16 protein-coding genes are annotated in these 13,624 nt (G+C 60.1%); 5 read left to right on the forward strand and 11 right to left on the reverse strand.

The window, feature by feature from the left end; translation table 11 throughout:
* Nucleotide 1: 1 nt before the first annotated feature.
* From D1224_RS12195 to D1224_RS12215, 5 genes are read right to left on the reverse strand one after another with little or no spacing between them, the layout of a single operon-like run.
* A complete protein-coding gene (locus tag D1224_RS12195) occupies nucleotides 2-400 on the reverse strand; it encodes a hypothetical protein (RefSeq protein ID WP_119380228.1) in 399 nt (132 codons plus the stop codon).
* 58 nt (nucleotides 401-458) lie between these two features.
* Nucleotides 459-644, reverse strand: coding sequence for a DNA gyrase inhibitor YacG (locus D1224_RS12200; RefSeq protein ID WP_119380229.1), 186 nt, complete (start codon nucleotides 642-644; stop codon nucleotides 459-461).
* A complete protein-coding gene (locus D1224_RS12205) occupies nucleotides 641-1,696 on the reverse strand; it encodes a ribonuclease E/G (protein WP_119380230.1) in 1,056 nt (351 codons plus the stop codon). Before D1224_RS12205 ends, D1224_RS12200 begins: the two co-directional genes overlap by 4 nt.
* The gene (locus D1224_RS12210; protein ID WP_119380231.1) at nucleotides 1,693-2,406 is read right to left on the reverse strand and encodes an RlmE family RNA methyltransferase; all 714 of its coding nucleotides are present in this window, start codon (nucleotides 2,404-2,406) and stop codon (nucleotides 1,693-1,695) included. The genes D1224_RS12205 and D1224_RS12210 overlap by 4 nt, the downstream gene beginning before the upstream one ends.
* Nucleotides 2,403-3,527, reverse strand: coding sequence for a Ppx/GppA phosphatase family protein (locus D1224_RS12215; RefSeq protein WP_119380232.1), 1,125 nt, complete (start codon nucleotides 3,525-3,527; stop codon nucleotides 2,403-2,405). Before D1224_RS12215 ends, D1224_RS12210 begins: the two co-directional genes overlap by 4 nt.
* Before the next feature lie 153 nt (nucleotides 3,528-3,680).
* Between D1224_RS12215 and hspQ the strand changes: the two genes are divergently transcribed.
* Entirely contained in the window at nucleotides 3,681-4,067 is a 387-nt protein-coding gene (gene hspQ, locus D1224_RS12220) for a heat shock protein HspQ (protein WP_119380233.1), read from the forward strand.
* A 12-nt stretch (nucleotides 4,068-4,079) separates the two neighbouring features.
* On the opposite strand, the gene maiA is transcribed toward hspQ, so the two are convergent.
* Both maiA and D1224_RS12230 read right to left on the reverse strand, forming a co-directional pair.
* Nucleotides 4,080-4,727 carry a maleylacetoacetate isomerase gene (gene maiA / locus D1224_RS12225; protein ID WP_119380234.1) on the reverse strand — a complete coding sequence of 216 codons (648 nt, stop codon included), beginning with the start codon at nucleotides 4,725-4,727 and terminating at the stop codon, nucleotides 4,080-4,082.
* Entirely contained in the window at nucleotides 4,724-5,731 is a 1,008-nt protein-coding gene (locus D1224_RS12230; protein ID WP_119380235.1) for a fumarylacetoacetate hydrolase family protein, read from the reverse strand. The genes maiA and D1224_RS12230 overlap by 4 nt, the downstream gene beginning before the upstream one ends.
* A gap of 89 nt (nucleotides 5,732-5,820) precedes the next feature.
* On the opposite strand from D1224_RS12230, the gene phhA reads away from it, so the two are divergent.
* Together phhA and D1224_RS12240 are read left to right on the forward strand one after the other, a co-directional pair.
* Complete coding sequence (gene phhA, locus D1224_RS12235; RefSeq protein ID WP_119380236.1) at nucleotides 5,821-6,702, forward strand: phenylalanine 4-monooxygenase; 882 nt, start codon at nucleotides 5,821-5,823, stop codon at nucleotides 6,700-6,702.
* 50 nt (nucleotides 6,703-6,752) lie between these two features.
* Complete coding sequence (locus tag D1224_RS12240; protein ID WP_407647464.1) at nucleotides 6,753-7,019, forward strand: hypothetical protein; 267 nt, start codon at nucleotides 6,753-6,755, stop codon at nucleotides 7,017-7,019.
* On the opposite strand, the gene astB is transcribed toward D1224_RS12240, so the two are convergent.
* A complete protein-coding gene (gene astB / locus D1224_RS12245; RefSeq protein ID WP_119380238.1) occupies nucleotides 7,016-8,338 on the reverse strand; it encodes an N-succinylarginine dihydrolase in 1,323 nt (440 codons plus the stop codon). The genes D1224_RS12240 and astB overlap by 4 nt on opposite strands.
* A gap of 107 nt (nucleotides 8,339-8,445) precedes the next feature.
* Between astB and D1224_RS12250 the strand changes: the two genes are divergently transcribed.
* Nucleotides 8,446-8,982, forward strand: a complete 537-nt coding sequence (locus D1224_RS12250) for a DsrE family protein (RefSeq protein WP_182482279.1) — start codon at nucleotides 8,446-8,448, stop codon at nucleotides 8,980-8,982.
* 3 nt (nucleotides 8,983-8,985) lie between these two features.
* Here the strand turns inward: D1224_RS12250 and astD are convergent, their stop codons facing one another.
* Genes astD through D1224_RS12265 form a run of 3 tightly spaced genes read right to left on the reverse strand, consistent with a single transcriptional unit; the run spans nucleotide 8,986 to nucleotide 12,725 of the window.
* On the reverse strand, nucleotides 8,986-10,440 hold the full coding sequence (gene astD, locus D1224_RS12255; protein ID WP_119380240.1) for a succinylglutamate-semialdehyde dehydrogenase: 1,455 nt from the start codon (nucleotides 10,438-10,440) through the stop codon (nucleotides 8,986-8,988).
* 9 nt (nucleotides 10,441-10,449) lie between these two features.
* The gene (locus D1224_RS12260; protein WP_119380241.1) at nucleotides 10,450-11,472 is read right to left on the reverse strand and encodes an arginine N-succinyltransferase; all 1,023 of its coding nucleotides are present in this window, start codon (nucleotides 11,470-11,472) and stop codon (nucleotides 10,450-10,452) included.
* Nucleotides 11,469-12,725 (reverse strand): hydrolase, encoded by a 1,257-nt coding sequence (locus tag D1224_RS12265; RefSeq protein WP_119380242.1) that lies wholly within the window; start codon nucleotides 12,723-12,725, stop codon nucleotides 11,469-11,471. Before D1224_RS12265 ends, D1224_RS12260 begins: the two co-directional genes overlap by 4 nt.
* Nucleotides 12,726-12,869: 144 nt before the next feature.
* Here D1224_RS12265 and D1224_RS12270 point away from each other — a divergent pair, with 144 nt between their 5' ends.
* Nucleotides 12,870-13,619, forward strand: coding sequence for a DUF481 domain-containing protein (locus D1224_RS12270; RefSeq protein WP_119380243.1), 750 nt, complete (start codon nucleotides 12,870-12,872; stop codon nucleotides 13,617-13,619).
* Nucleotides 13,620-13,624 lie beyond the last annotated feature (5 nt).

Consider the following 13,624-nt stretch of genomic DNA (forward strand, 5'->3'; position numbering starts at 1 on the left):
CTCAGTCAACACAAAGCGCGCCGCCGGCACGCCCATTTTCAATCGTCTGGTAGCATCCGAAGATATTGTCATTCGCCGTGCACTGCCCCGTTGCCGCGGCGCCGGCGTCGACAAACTCACCCGCGCTGCGGCATTCGCCCGTACAATCGGAACTGTCGGAGCAGGTTTTTCCGCCATCTGCGAAGGTCTGGATGCAATTCTCCCAGCCGAGCATACCGGCGCGCTGAACCGTGCCACCCGCCGCCTCGCAGCGTGCGCGTTCGGCGGGTGTGGCGATCTCACCTTTGAAGGTGATGCGCTCATAAGGGGCGGCAGGATTTCCGTCACCGGGCGCGGTCTCGCCCGGAACAGCACAGGCTGCAAGGAGGATGAAGCTGGCGGAAAGAAGATATGAGCGCATGGCTTGGCCACTTTCGTTTTGAGGCAGGCGCTATCCTGCCATCAAAAGCGTTCGCCCGCTACTCGTCGCGCTCTTCCTTATAGCTGGGTGTTTCCTCGGCCTGATCGGAGGGGCGGCCCGGAATGGCATAACCACCCTTCAGCCAGCGCGACAGGTCCACATCGGCGCAACGTTTGGAACAGAAGGGCCGGAATTTCGGATCGGCTGACCGGCTTTCACAGATCGGACAGATCGATTTGCTCATTCTTTTCTCACCACCGATTTTTCGCCCTTGCCGCTAGCGATCTTCACGCGGCCTGAAAAGGCCTCTCGCAGCAAGTCATCGCATTGCTTTCGACGCGCTATATAGGCCTGAAGGGCGTGCGCCGACAGGGTGAGCCTGTAGAAGCCAGTGCGATTGGCCGCCGTTTCGCGCGCGGCTGCCCTGAAGAGGGCGAGCAGCTCTGTCTCAGGCGTCTGCCGACCCTGGGCATCCAGCAAGCGGTCCTCCACCGGGGCGTGCGCCCAGGCGAGCTGCGCCTGCAGCAGGCCGAATGGCGACGGCCTCAGCACTTCGATCTGGCGGGTCGAGCAGGATGCAAAGCTTTCCTGCAATCCAGCGCGCAGCTTGTCCGACGTAGAGGCGGTGACGGGGCCCACACAGTCCAAAACGACGAGGCCGCCAAGATTGCGCAGGGAAAGCTGGCGCGCCGCTATTTGCACGGCCTCGCGGTTGACGCTGAAAGCCCGGGCGCCTGCGCTGCCTTTTGAGATGCGACCTGCGGTGTCGATGTCGATGGCGGTCAGCGCGCGCGTGCGCTCTATTCCGAGATTGCCACCGCCCGGCAGAGGACACCAGCTGGCAAGCGCTTCATCGAAGGCACTGTCAATCTGATCATATTCGGTGGCGGTCTCAGCGTCTTCGAGCGTCACCGCTTCCGAGATGGATTTCCGCCAGCGATCGATCGCAGGGACGGTTTCGGCGGGGAGCGACTTTCTGAGCTTGCCGCGGGCGAGCTTGTCGCGCCGGGCTTCCATGACGATCTCAATGGGTGCGCTCGCGCCTTCGGTCAGCTTGCCGGTATCGTTCGTGCGCACGAAGATTTCTTCGCCAGAGGCAGCTTCGAAGAACGCCCCGCCCTGCTCGGGTGCGCGGCGGCGAAGGCGGGCCTCGGCGACATCGCCAAGCCGCAGGCCGCCTGCCCCGCCGCCCCAGCGCTCAACAAAGAGACGGAACGGCTTGCCTTCGCTATCGAACGCCGCAGCGCGGACCTCTCCCGGCGTGCGGTGCACGAGGATCCGCGGCGGCTGGCTCATGATCGTCCGCGAAACCCGAGTGCGACGACGAACAGTTCCGGCGAACCAGCGCGGCTGGCGGGCGGCTTGATGTGCTTCACGGTTTTGAACATGCGCTTGAGGTCATTCAGCATGTCGGGGGTCGCACCGCCCTGGAAGACCTTGCTGCAGAAGTTGCCGCCGAGTGTGAGGTGCTCGCCAGCAAACCACAATGCCATCTCGGCGAGGGCAGCTGTGCGCAGACTGTCTGTCTGTTTGTGACCGGTTGTGTTGGCTGCCATGTCGGACAGGATGAGATCCGGCGGGCCAGATAGCCCCTCCATCATGTTCTCGATGTCTTCAGGCTCATTGATATCGCCCTGGACAATATGGGCGCCCGGGATTGGGTCGACGGCAAGAAGGTCGATGCCGACGATCTCTTTGACACCGCTGCGAAGGCAGACCTGTATCCACCCACCCGGTGCGCAGCCAAGATCAACGACACGTTTGGCACCCTTGAGGAGGTTTGCCTTCTCGTCGATCTCGAGCAGCTTGTAGGCCGCGCGGGCACGGTAATTGTCCTTCTTCGCCCGTTGCACGTAGGGGTCAGAGAGCTGACGCTCGATCCAGCGCTTTGAACTTTCATCCTTGGCGTTGTGAGCGATGATCTTGCGCTCACCCATGCGGCGGCCAGATGTCTGTTGCTTTTCCTTTGGCGGGCCTTTCCAGCGCCGCTTTTCGTCATCGCTCATGACTTCGCCTCCGCAGCAGCTTTGTCGCTGCCATTCTGTTGCAATTTCCGTTTGCGTCCACCCCGGGAACGTTTGCGTTTCGGCCCCTTCATCATGGACAGCAAAAGCCCTTCGCGAAGCCCTCTGTCAGCGACCCGCATACGCGCATGAGGAGCCAGCGACCAGACAGCGTCCATCAGCGCGCAGCCAGCCAGCATGAGCCCGGCCCGATCATGACCGATGGTCGGAAACTTCGCCCGGCCTTCAGGACCGGCTGTGATGAGTGCATCCATGGTGGAATAGCAGCCATCATGATCCATCCATTGCCCATCGACGAGATCACGGCGGTATTTCTCCAGCCCGAAATGAACCCCCGCCACACAGGTGACGGTACCCGACGTGCCGATGATATGCGACGTCTCATCGGCGAGCATACGGCGGATGTCGTGTTTTTCGGCCCATTTCTCGACATAGGACTTTGCCCGTTCCAGCATGGCGGGATAGGCCTCCTCTTCCGAGCCGAGATGATCGAAGGCTTCCGTCAGCGTCACCACGCCAAGCGGTACGCTGGTCCAGGCCTTGATCGGTGGTTTCTTGAGCATGCCGTCGAGCCCGCTATCGCGCGCAACGGCGGCGTCTACCAGCGATAGCTCAGTCGACCCGCCCCCGATATCGAGAACAAGGACTGATTTCGCGTCATCATCTATGAGGTTGTGACACCCGATCAGAGCAAGGCGCGCTTCCTCCTGCGGGCCGATGATCTTGAAGGTCAGGCCCGTACGTTCTCGGATCTGCGTGATGAACTCCGCGCCATTCTCTGCTTTTCGGCAGGCCTCGGTGGCGATGCACCGAACATGACCGACACGCTTTGCCTTCAGCTTTTTCGAGATGGCGCTGAGGGCATCAAAGGCGCGGTCCATCGCAACGTCAGATAGACGGCCTGATTGCTCCAACCCCTCGCCAAGACGAGCGATCTGTGAGTGGGAATCGACCACGTTGAAGCCTTTGCGCGTTGGCGCAGCGACGAGCAGCCTGCAATTGTTCGTGCCGAGGTCCACCGCCGCATAAAGCGGTGGTCGCCGGTCAGTGCGCGCGGGCCGGCGGTTTCGCCTCTGCCCGCCGCGCGATTTTTTATCAGCCATGTGAGGCCCAAATCTTGTCGGTTAAGAGCGGCAATATCACATTGAACAACAATGAGCCAACGACCCAGCATATTCTCGCGCCTTGCCGCATTGTTTAGCGCTCGTAAGCCAGTTGAGGCGGAATACGAAGCGCAGGTCGCACATGTGGATCCAATGACTGAAACATCACAGCCAGATGAAACCTATGGCGAAGACGGATACCCGCATTTCGCTATCGACCGCAGGCACGCCAAATTCCAGATCGGACAGGTCGTTAAACATCGCCTGTTCGAGTTTCGCGGCGTGATCTTTGACGTCGATCCGGTCTTCGCCAATTCCGACGAATGGTATGAAGCCATTCCGGAGCATCTGCGCCCGTCAAAGGACCAGCCCTATTACCACCTCTTCGCAGAGAACGATAAGACGCACTACGTCGCCTATGTCTCAGAGGGTAATCTGCTTATCGATGACAGCGACACACCAGTCAGCCACCCAGATATTCCATTCGTTCTGGACCGCACGGCTGACGGTTATGCCCTGAAGCGTGAGCAGGCGAACTAGGACTTCTGCCCCCTACTTCGGCTTCACCATATCAGGGGCCGCTTTCGCGAAGGCCTCGACCTTCTGACAGGCTGCGTCGACTTCGACGAGGCGCGGAAACTGACTGAGGTCGGTATCGTACCGGCGCGCATTCGCCATTTGTGGCACAAGACAGATATCGGCGAGCGACGGCTCATTGCTGAAGAGGAATGCATAGCCCTTATGGGGTTCAGCCATTTCCTCCAGCGCTGTGAAGCCCCGGATGATCCAGTCGCGGTACCACTCACCAACGCCCGCATCGTCCTGTCCCAGCTCTTTGCGGAGCTTTATCAGCACTGACAGATTATTGATCGGGTGGATGTCGCAGGCGATGATGTCCGCAAAGGCCCGCACCTGAAGGCGGGCCCAGCTATCAGCCGGGAAGAAAGGTGGGTCGGGATAGGTCTCGTCAAGCCACTCCAGAATCGCCATGGACTGGCCCGAGCGACGGCCATCGACTTCCAGCGTCGGCACGCGCATTTGAGGATTGAGTGCGCGGTAGCCCTCCTGCAAATGCTCATCCGCCCCCGGCGCGATGTTCACCGCCTCGGACGTGTAATCGAGCCCTTTAAGGTTCAGCGCGATCCGCAGCCGATACGCTGCGGATGAGCGCCAGTAGTCATAGAGTTTCAGCTCACTCATGCCTTCACCACATCCTGTTCGATCGCGCCGAAAACGGTGTGGCCGGCCGTGTCCTTCACTTCGATCCGGATGTTGTCGCCAACATCCATGAAGCTTGTCGAAGGCTTACCGTCACGGATCGTCTCAATCATGCGGATCTCGGCGATACACGAATAGCCAAGGCCGCCATCGGCGACGGGCTTGCCAGCGCCGCCATCCGGGTCACGGTTGGAGATCGTGCCCGACCCAATGATCGTGCCGGCGCAGAGCGGCCGCGTCTTCGCTGCGTGCGCAACCAGCGTGCCGAAGTCAAACGTCATGTCGACATCGCATTCAGGCTTGCCGAAAGGCTTGCCATTATAGGTCGACAGCATGGGCAGGTGTAGCTTGCCACCTTTCCAGGCGTCACCAAGCTCATCAGGCGTGACGGCAACCGGAGAGAACGCGCTCGACGGTTTCGACTGAAAGAAGCCGAAACCCTTGCCAAGCTCATTGGGGATAAGGCCACGCAGGCTGACATCATTGCAGATCATGATAAGTTTGACCTGATCGAGCGCAGACTTCGCATCAATGCCCATGGGCACGTCGCCTGTCACGACGCAAACCTCCGCCTCAAAATCGAGACCCCAGGCCATGTCGCCGAGCGGAATATTCTCGCGTGGTCCGAGGAAGCTGTCGGAACCGCCCTGATACATGAGTGGGTCGGAATAAAAGCTTTCCGGCACTTCTGCGCCGCGCGCTTTCCTAACCAGCTCCACATGGTTGATATAGGCCGAGCCGTCAGCCCACTGATAGGCGCGTGGCAGCGGCGAATCGCAATCATGCTCATGGAAGCGCTTGGTCGGGACAGAGCCGACTTCTACATCGTTCGCAAGGGCAGCCAGTTTCGGCGCTACAACATCCCAATCGTCGAGCGCGGCCTGCATGGTTGGCGCAATATGGGTGGCCTCGGCATAGCGAGTGAGATCTTTTGAAACGACGACCAGCTGGCCGTCGCGTCCCTGTTTGAGGCTGGCAAGTTTCATATGCGGCGTTCCTTTCCTCTGCGGTCGTTGTGCCAGTGCGAAGACCAGCTTTCCATTTCATTCAGCGTTTAGTGCGCTATAATAGTTGCATGAGCAACCATTCCGAGAAACCCGCGAACGCAAGAGACGACTGGACCATCGATCAGGGCTGGTCGGATTATACAGCCGACGAACATGCCGTCTGGGATCTCCTCTACAAGAGGCAGATGGATGTGCTGCCAGGCCGGGCGGCGCCTGAATTTCTGGACGGGTTGAAGGCGCTGGACCTTGGCAAAGGCGGTATCCCTGAATTCGAAGCCATGTCAGATGAGCTAGAAGCCCTGACAGGGTGGCGCGTGGTGGCTGTGCCAGGTCTCGTGCCGGATGAGGTTTTCTTCGACCATCTCGCCAACCGCCGTTTTCCGGCAGGCCAGTTCATCCGCAAACGCAATGAGCTTGATTACCTTCAGGAGCCGGATGTCTTCCACGATGTGTTTGGCCACGTTCCGATGCTGACCAATCCCGTCTTCGCCGACTATATGGAAGCCTATGGCAAGGGCGGCCTGCGCAGTCTCGATTTTGCGGCCCTGAAGAACCTCGCAGCGCTCTACTGGTACACTGTGGAGTTCGGTCTGATCCAGACTGATGAAGGCCTGCGCATCTATGGCGCGGGTATCGTGTCATCGAAGACTGAGAGCATCTTCGCCCTGGAAGACCCCTCGCCTAACCGGATCGGGTTTGACCTCGAGCGCCTGATGAAGACCGACTACCGGATCGACGACTTCCAGCAGACCTATTTCGTCATCGACAGCTATGAGCAGCTTTTCGATGCCACGGTGAAGACAGATTTCGCGCCCATCTATGACCGGATGCAGGGAAAATTCGCGCTGAAGCCTGAAGACGTGGTCGCCGATGACGCTGTGATTACGCGTGGCAGCCAGGCCTATGCAAAGGCCAGCGGGCGACTCGCCTCGGTGGATGGCGGCAAGTGAAGCGCGTACTGGCGCTTTTGGTCCTTGCGGCCTTTGGCGCCTTTGCTGCTGTGGCCGACGTTACCGTTGGCGCCGACTGCCATTTCGAGGGCACACGACTGAAGGGCAAGGTTCAGGTCGTGACCAGCTTTCCGGACATCAAGGTCAAGATTGTCGACAGCTTCCCGGACCTGAAAGTCAAGCTCGTCGAGAGCTTTCCAGACGATTGCGGCGAGTGGCAGATGGTCGACAGTTTTCCCGACTTCACCATCCAGTATGTCGAGAGCTTTCCCGACATCGAGATTGAAATGGTGACCTCGTTTCCGGGCGTCCCCTAGGCGAGCTCTGACAGCCCAAGACAGTCGAGCAGCGCTTCGCGCGCCGTCTGACACTCTACAGCGAATGCAGGGTCAGCAAGGTCTGCCGCAACCAGTTTATCGCGGTACGTCTTGGCAACGATGTCCTGCAGCTGGTCGATCTTTTCCTCGTCTAACAGCACACCCTGATTGCAAGCCGAAAGTTCCTCGTCGGTCATCACAACACGCAGCCGCAGGCATGCGGGCCCGCCACCATTGCGCATGGACTGGCGCACATCGACATACTGGACCCGTCCGATCGGGCCGTTCCCCTCAACCATCTTCTCGCAGAAGGCGCGCGTGGATTCGGTCTCCTGCGTCTCGAGCGGGGCAAGGAGGACAAGACGGTCTTCGCCCGGCCATTTCAGAAGCTGCGAGTTGAAGAGATAGGAGGTGATGGCGTCGCTGATGGGGACTTCGGCCTCGGGCACCATGACGGTCTTCAACTCGAACAGGCCCTCGCCTGCTTTACGGACGGCCTGGAGGACGGCGTCCGTCTCTTCAAAGGCATGTTCATGATAGAACAGCGTATCGAGCGAGCCGACACACACAACGTCATTGTGGAAAGCGCCTGCATCGATGGCGGCGCGGGCCTGGCGGGCGAAGATGCTGCGTTCTGGCGGCATCGTGTGGGCGCGGGCGATGCTTTCGCTGGCGAGCCTTGTCTGACGCGCAGGGAAACCAATCGTACTCTCGCCTGCCTTGCGGCCATAGACGAACACCTCGACGCCCGGTGCGCCATGGTCAGCGCAAAGGCGGATATGATTGGCCGCGCCTTCGTCGGCAAAGTCTGCATGGGCCGGTAGCGCAGCGTGAATGCCAAACCTGTCCGTGTCACCGAAGATGGAGATCAGCGTCGCCGTCGTATCGGGATGCTCGATCGAGCGGTGGAGCATCGTGGACAGGTTCGCGCTGGTAAGATGAAGGCGTCCGTCGCTGGCGTCTGCTGAAGGCGACACAGTCGCCGCATTCGCCGCCCACATGGACGACGCGCTGTATGCAGCCTTGAGGAGCTTTGGGTGGCTACGGGCTGCTGCCTCAATGATGTCGGCGTCGCTTCCTGTGAAGCCAGCCGAGACAAGCAGGTCGAAGTTCGGACGCGGCAGCGGAGGCAGCACACCCTGCTTGAGGCCTGCCTGCACCAGAAGGCGCATCTTCTCCAGCCCCTGGATCGCCGCTTCGCGTGGGTTAGAGACATCGCCTTCATTGCGCGCGCTTGCGAGATTGCCCTCCGACATGCCGCCATAATTGTGGCTCGGCCCGATCAGACCGTCGAAATTGACTTCGTATGCTGTGCTCATAAGGGCCGGATACACTGCCCGGCGGTATGATGGAAGCCGCTCATGGACACACCGTCCCTGCCAAGCTCATTATCGCGGACTTCTATCCCTCAAGAGGAACCGCCATCATGAAACTCAACCCGATGCTCGCCGCCGCTGCCCTATTTGCTCCTGGCGTGATCGCCCATGCGCAAACGCTGCCTGAAGCTTTCACACCCGGTCCGGTGATCGAGGAGTTTGGACCCTCCGCACAGGTAGAGGGCATGATCCCGCTTGCCGAAGACATCGAACTGAAGGTCGCTTTCGATATTGCCGATACCGAAGAGCGCGGCGGGGTGAACCGCCAGTTCGAGACAGTCGCCCGCTTTCTCAACATGCATGCGCGCGCCGGCGTAGACAGAGACGCGATCAAGCCCGCCATCGTGGTTCATGGCGGCGCAGCGCAGTACCTCGTTCAGCCAGGCCCAACCGAAGACGCGACCGACACCTTCCGCCTTGTCTTCGCCCTGCTTCAGGCTGACGTGCCAATCTATCTGTGCGGACAGACGGCGGCCGCGCGGGGCCTCACCAAGGATGACCTCATCCCCGGTGTCGAACTTTCGCTATCGGCTATGACCGCACATGCGCAGCTCGCGCTGGATGGCTATTCGCTCAATCCCTTTTGAGGCTTAACCCGGAAAACCCTGCGCCTTGAGGCGGGCGGCCTGGTCGGCAGTCTGGCTTGCCTGCGGCCACGCGCAATAGTCAGCCGCGTAATAGGCACCAGGGCGGAAGTTGCCCGACAGGCCGGGGCCACCGAATGGCATATTGCCTGACGCGCCCGCGGTCGGCCGGTTACGGTTCAGAATGCCTGCGCGCATCTCATTATGGGCACGCAGCCAGAGCGCGTCGTCGTTGCTGACGAGGCCACCAGAGAGGCCAAAGCGCGTATCGTTCGCATGAGCGATGGCAGCGTCAAAGTCCTTCACACGGTGGATCTGAATGAGAGGGCCGAAAAGCTCTTCATCGGGCACATTGCTGGCATCGGTCACGTCGATCACGCCAGCTGTCACGAAACCGCCGCCGCGGTCCATTCGCTTCAGACGGCGCAGTGGCTTGCCACCCGCCTTGGACAGCATGGTCTGGAAGTCGACTGCAGCCTGCGCAGCGTCTTCGGAAACCAGCGGCCCCATGAAGATGTCGTCTTCGTCCCATGCTCCGATCTTGAGACCGCGCGCGCGCTCAACGATGGCATCGATCACCGATTTGCCGAACGCATTGTCCGGCACATAGACTCGGCGCGCGCAAGTGCAGCGCTGGCCTGTGGTCAGGAAAGCGGACTGGGCCGCAATGTCGCCAGCCGCTTCTGCATCTGCGGGATCCCAGACGATGAGCGGATTATTGCCGCCCATTTCCAGCGCCAGAATGATATCTGGCCGGCCAGCGAAGTGGCGATGAAAGGCGGTGCCGGTCCTGGCAGAGCCGGTGAAAAGCACGCCGTTGATGTCAGCATCCAGAAGCGCGGCGCCGGTGTCCCGGCCACCATTCACGACATTCACCACACCTTTGGGCAGGCCTGCTGCTTCGAAGCAGTCGATCATGATCTTCGCAACGGAAGGGGCAAGTTCAGATGGTTTGAACACGCAGGTATTTCCTGCGAGCAGCGCAGGGACAATGTGGCCGTTCGGCAGGTGACCCGGGAAATTGAACGGTCCGAACACCGCCATCACGCCATGAGGACGGTGGGTCAGATGCGCGCCGCCAAAGGCGGTGTCCTGGCTGCGTCCACCGGCGCGCTCAACCTGCGCTTGGATCGAAACAGCTATCTTGCCCTTCATGGCGCCGGCTTCTGCAACTGATTCCCAGCGCGCCTTGCCCATATCTTCGCTGATGGCTTTGGAGATATCTTCTGTACGCTTCTCGATTTCAGCCGCATAGGCTTCAAGGATGCGCGTGCGCGTGTCCTGCGGCACATGACGCCATTCGCGTCCTGCGGCATGCGCAGCCTCTACCGCGTCATTGACCTGCGCCGCACTGGCCGCTTGGCCGTCCCAGCTTGTTTGACCTGTCGCCGGAGAGGTCTTTTCGAACCAGTCACCTTCGCCAGTGTGCCACTTGCCGTTAATATAAGTGCCTTTCGCCATAGCGCTTGCCTAGCTCCTTAGCCAAAGTCTTGCTGTGCTGCCTGATTGCAGCTTCAGGCGGTCCAGAACCGCCTTAGATGTCACGAACTCGTTCTCGCCGCGACTTTCCCCTTCGATGAGGCTGATCCGGATATCGTTGAAGTGATCGTTGGATACAATACCGGTCTCACCGCTAGCTTCACCTTCGATGAGCGTCACGGTGCGGCTCTCGCGGATCGTGCGGATCAGTTTACGCGGCGCGGCGACCAGCGGCCCGCCGTCGAAAATGTCGACCGTTCGCTCAAACCGGAATCCTTCCCATTCAAGCAGCTTTAGCGCGCCCACACCGTCAGCATGGCAGCGACCGATCACTTCGCGTGCTTCCGGCGGCAGCAGATCCACATAGATCGGGTATTTCGGCATCAAATCGAGAATGAACTGGTTGTCGGAGACGGCAGACAGGATGTCCGCCTCCTTGAAACTCATCCGGAAGAAGTGCTGGCCGATCGCATCCCAGAACGGGGTCTCCCCTTCAGCGTCGACCACGCCGCGAAGTTCTGCGAGAACCATGTCGCCAAACCGTTCGGGATAAGAGGCCATGAGGAGGTAACGGGACTGCGCCGCAAGACGCCCCGCCCCACCGCCGCGATGGGCAGACCGAAGGAAGAGCGTGCCGACTTCGGTAAAGCCAACAAACTCATTGGTCAGGATCAGCGCATCCATATTGTGACGACGGTCAGCCGCCTGGCTCGCCTGAGCGAGCGTGATGACGCGATAGTTGAAGAAAGGCTGGTCGATACCGGTGCCCGCCTTAACCGCGCTGCAGCCGCCGATCTCGCCCGTCTCATGATTGACCATCATCATGAGGTATTTGCCATATTGCGGCTGATCGAGATCGCCCGCGAAAGACTTTTCGGACTTTTCCAGCCGTTCGCGGATGATGCCTTCATGCACAGGCAGGCTGGTAAAGCCGGGGCCTGATTCTTCCGCCAGCGTCATCAGCGCGTCAAAATCATCCCGCCGCGCTGGCCGCATGACATAGGGGGCCGTCATTCCATCAGCGCCTTTATCTTCGCCGCATCGATGCGGCCGTCAGCAAACCTGTTGAGGAGAAGCGCCGAGAGTTGCGCCCGCTCGACCAGGCTAGACATAACGACATATTCCTCGCTGGAATGGATACGCCCGCCCATGACACCGAGCGTATCGACATTTGGCACGCCCGCCGCGAAGATGTTGTTTCCTTCACAGACACCGCCAGTGTCCTCAAAGGTCAGCTCCAGCCCAAGCGCAGAGCCGGTTTGCGCCACAGCGTCGAACAGGGCCTGCTGGGCATCATTACGCGGCTTTGGAGGTCGGTAGAAACCGCCATGCAGGTGCCCGGTAATGCCGTCACGTGCTGTCGCTTCGCGGAAGATACGCTCGACTTCCCAGGTCGCCCACTGAGCGGCATCAGCATCCGGCGCACGCGCGCCAAAGCGGATGATGGCAAGGTCTGGCACGATATTGACGGCGCCGCCGCCATCGATCGCGCCGACATTGAACGACACGCCTTCACGTCGCCCATTGAGCGCTTCGAGATCGACCACGGCATGCGCCGCCGCTTCGAGCGCGCTGCGTCCGTCTTCCTTGGACCGGCCAGCATGCGCCGAGCGCCCGTGCAGAACAATGTCGAATACGGCAGACCCCTTGCGACCGCCCGACATGGCGCCTGTCTCCATGCATGGTTCATAGGTCATGCCGACAAGTGCGCCTGAAGACGCGGCTTCTTTCAGCGCGCCTGCGCTTGCGAAATTGCCGATTTCCTCATCCGGAGAGATCACGATCTGATAGCCCAGCTTCTCTTTAAGCGGGCCTGCCTCAAACGCTTGCAGTGCGCCCAGCATGACAGAGAGCCCGCCCTTCATATCGGCGAGACCGGGGCCGTTCTTGCGCCCTTCGCCAAGGTCCTTGATTTCGGTGAAAGTGCCCGGCGGGAAGACGGTGTCATAGTGACCGCTCATCACCACCTGCACGGGTGCGTCGGGGCGAGATTTGATGCGGAGGATTGGGCCGGTCTCGAAATCGACGGCTTCTCCCTTTTCGTCGATCTTTTCAAAGGGCTGGGATGTATCCAGCCTCACATCAGCTTCGAGCGCTGAGAACGCGTCTGCCAGCTTGGGCGCCAGCGTTTTCAACCCGTTAGCATTCCAGCTCCCGGTATTGATCGAAGCCCAGTCGAGCATGCGAGACGCCATTTTATCTTCGGCCGCCGCAATTCGTTCGCAGACGGCTTCGTCTTCTGAATTTTTCTTGCCTAGATCAGTCATGCTTCTTGGTTTCATGGGACGTGACGAACTGCAAGCCCGTCTCTGGCAGCTTTTGCGGCTATTCGGCGCGAGGTGGTGCTGACGGTTAACAATGAGGGCCGCACGCTCTAGGAGGACCGCTTGCGAAGCTCAGGAGGCTAGACTGTGAGACGATTTTTTGTATTCGCCGCCCTTGCGGGACTTGGTTTTACCCCAGCGGCTGCGGCAGACGAAGGTTGGACAGGAGAAGGTTCCTTTTCGGCGGGCTACACCACCGGCAACACGGAAACGGCCGATCTCGGTCTCGGCGTAAAATTGAACCGCGAGATTGGCCTCTGGACCTATAGCGGCGAAGCGAACGTCGAATATGGCGAGACCGACGCTGTGGAAACGCGTAACCGCATCTTCCTTTCCGGGCAGGTCGACCGGCAACTCGGCGACAAGCTCTTTGCCTTCGGCCGAACGTCCTATGAGAAGGACGAGTTCTCCGGCTTTGACTCCCGTCTCTTCGTGGGCGGCGGTCTTGGCTATCAGCTCATCGAGACCGACTCGACGAACTGGGACGTTCAGGGCGGCCCCGGCATAAAGATTGACGAAGTCCAGGCGACCACAACGATCCGCAACGGCGTGCCTGTCGTCGTCCCGGCTTCGACTGAACAATCAGCCTCCGTCGTCGGACGTTCGGAGTTCTCTCAGAAGTTCAACGATGCGGTGAGCCTCTCGAACAACACCGATGTCATTTATGCGAGCGAGTCGACGCAGTTCGTGAATGTCACTGCGCTGACAGCGGCGCTGACTGATACGTTCTCGGCGCGCTTTTCCTTCGATGTGCGACATGACACGAACCCGCCGCCCGGTTTTGAGGCGACGGATACGGTCACGCGCGCATCGCTGGTTTACGCTTTCGGTGGATAGGGTCG

Origin of the sequence: Henriciella barbarensis (assembly GCF_003576345.1) — a bacterium.
GTDB lineage: Bacteria > Pseudomonadota > Alphaproteobacteria > Caulobacterales > Hyphomonadaceae > Henriciella > Henriciella barbarensis.

Bases quoted from the DNA above. Each gene is read 5' to 3' on its own strand.
- astD (WP_119380240.1), bottom strand. From the start codon at position 10,440: ATGGCGAAAGGCACTTATATTAACGGCAAGTGGCACACTGGCGAAGGT.
- maiA (WP_119380234.1), bottom strand. From the start codon at position 4,727: ATGAGTGAGCTGAAACTCTATGACTACTGGCGCTCATCCGCAGCGTAT.
- D1224_RS12200 (WP_119380229.1), bottom strand. From the start codon at position 644: ATGAGCAAATCGATCTGTCCGATCTGTGAAAGCCGGTCAGCCGATCCG.
- D1224_RS12215 (WP_119380232.1), bottom strand. From the start codon at position 3,527: ATGGCTGATAAAAAATCGCGCGGCGGGCAGAGGCGAAACCGCCGGCCC.
- D1224_RS12230 (WP_119380235.1), bottom strand. From the start codon at position 5,731: ATGAAACTTGCCAGCCTCAAACAGGGACGCGACGGCCAGCTGGTCGTC.
- hspQ (WP_119380233.1), top strand. From the start codon at position 3,681: ATGACTGAAACATCACAGCCAGATGAAACCTATGGCGAAGACGGATAC.
- D1224_RS12210 (WP_119380231.1), bottom strand. From the start codon at position 2,406: ATGAGCGATGACGAAAAGCGGCGCTGGAAAGGCCCGCCAAAGGAAAAG.
- phhA (WP_119380236.1), top strand. From the start codon at position 5,821: ATGAGCAACCATTCCGAGAAACCCGCGAACGCAAGAGACGACTGGACC.
- D1224_RS12195 (WP_119380228.1), bottom strand. From the start codon at position 400: ATGCGCTCATATCTTCTTTCCGCCAGCTTCATCCTCCTTGCAGCCTGT.
- D1224_RS12205 (WP_119380230.1), bottom strand. From the start codon at position 1,696: ATGAGCCAGCCGCCGCGGATCCTCGTGCACCGCACGCCGGGAGAGGTC.
- D1224_RS12260 (WP_119380241.1), bottom strand. From the start codon at position 11,472: ATGACGGCCCCCTATGTCATGCGGCCAGCGCGGCGGGATGATTTTGAC.
- D1224_RS12265 (WP_119380242.1), bottom strand. From the start codon at position 12,725: ATGACTGATCTAGGCAAGAAAAATTCAGAAGACGAAGCCGTCTGCGAA.
- astB (WP_119380238.1), bottom strand. From the start codon at position 8,338: ATGAGCACAGCATACGAAGTCAATTTCGACGGTCTGATCGGGCCGAGC.
- D1224_RS12250 (WP_182482279.1), top strand. From the start codon at position 8,446: ATGAAACTCAACCCGATGCTCGCCGCCGCTGCCCTATTTGCTCCTGGC.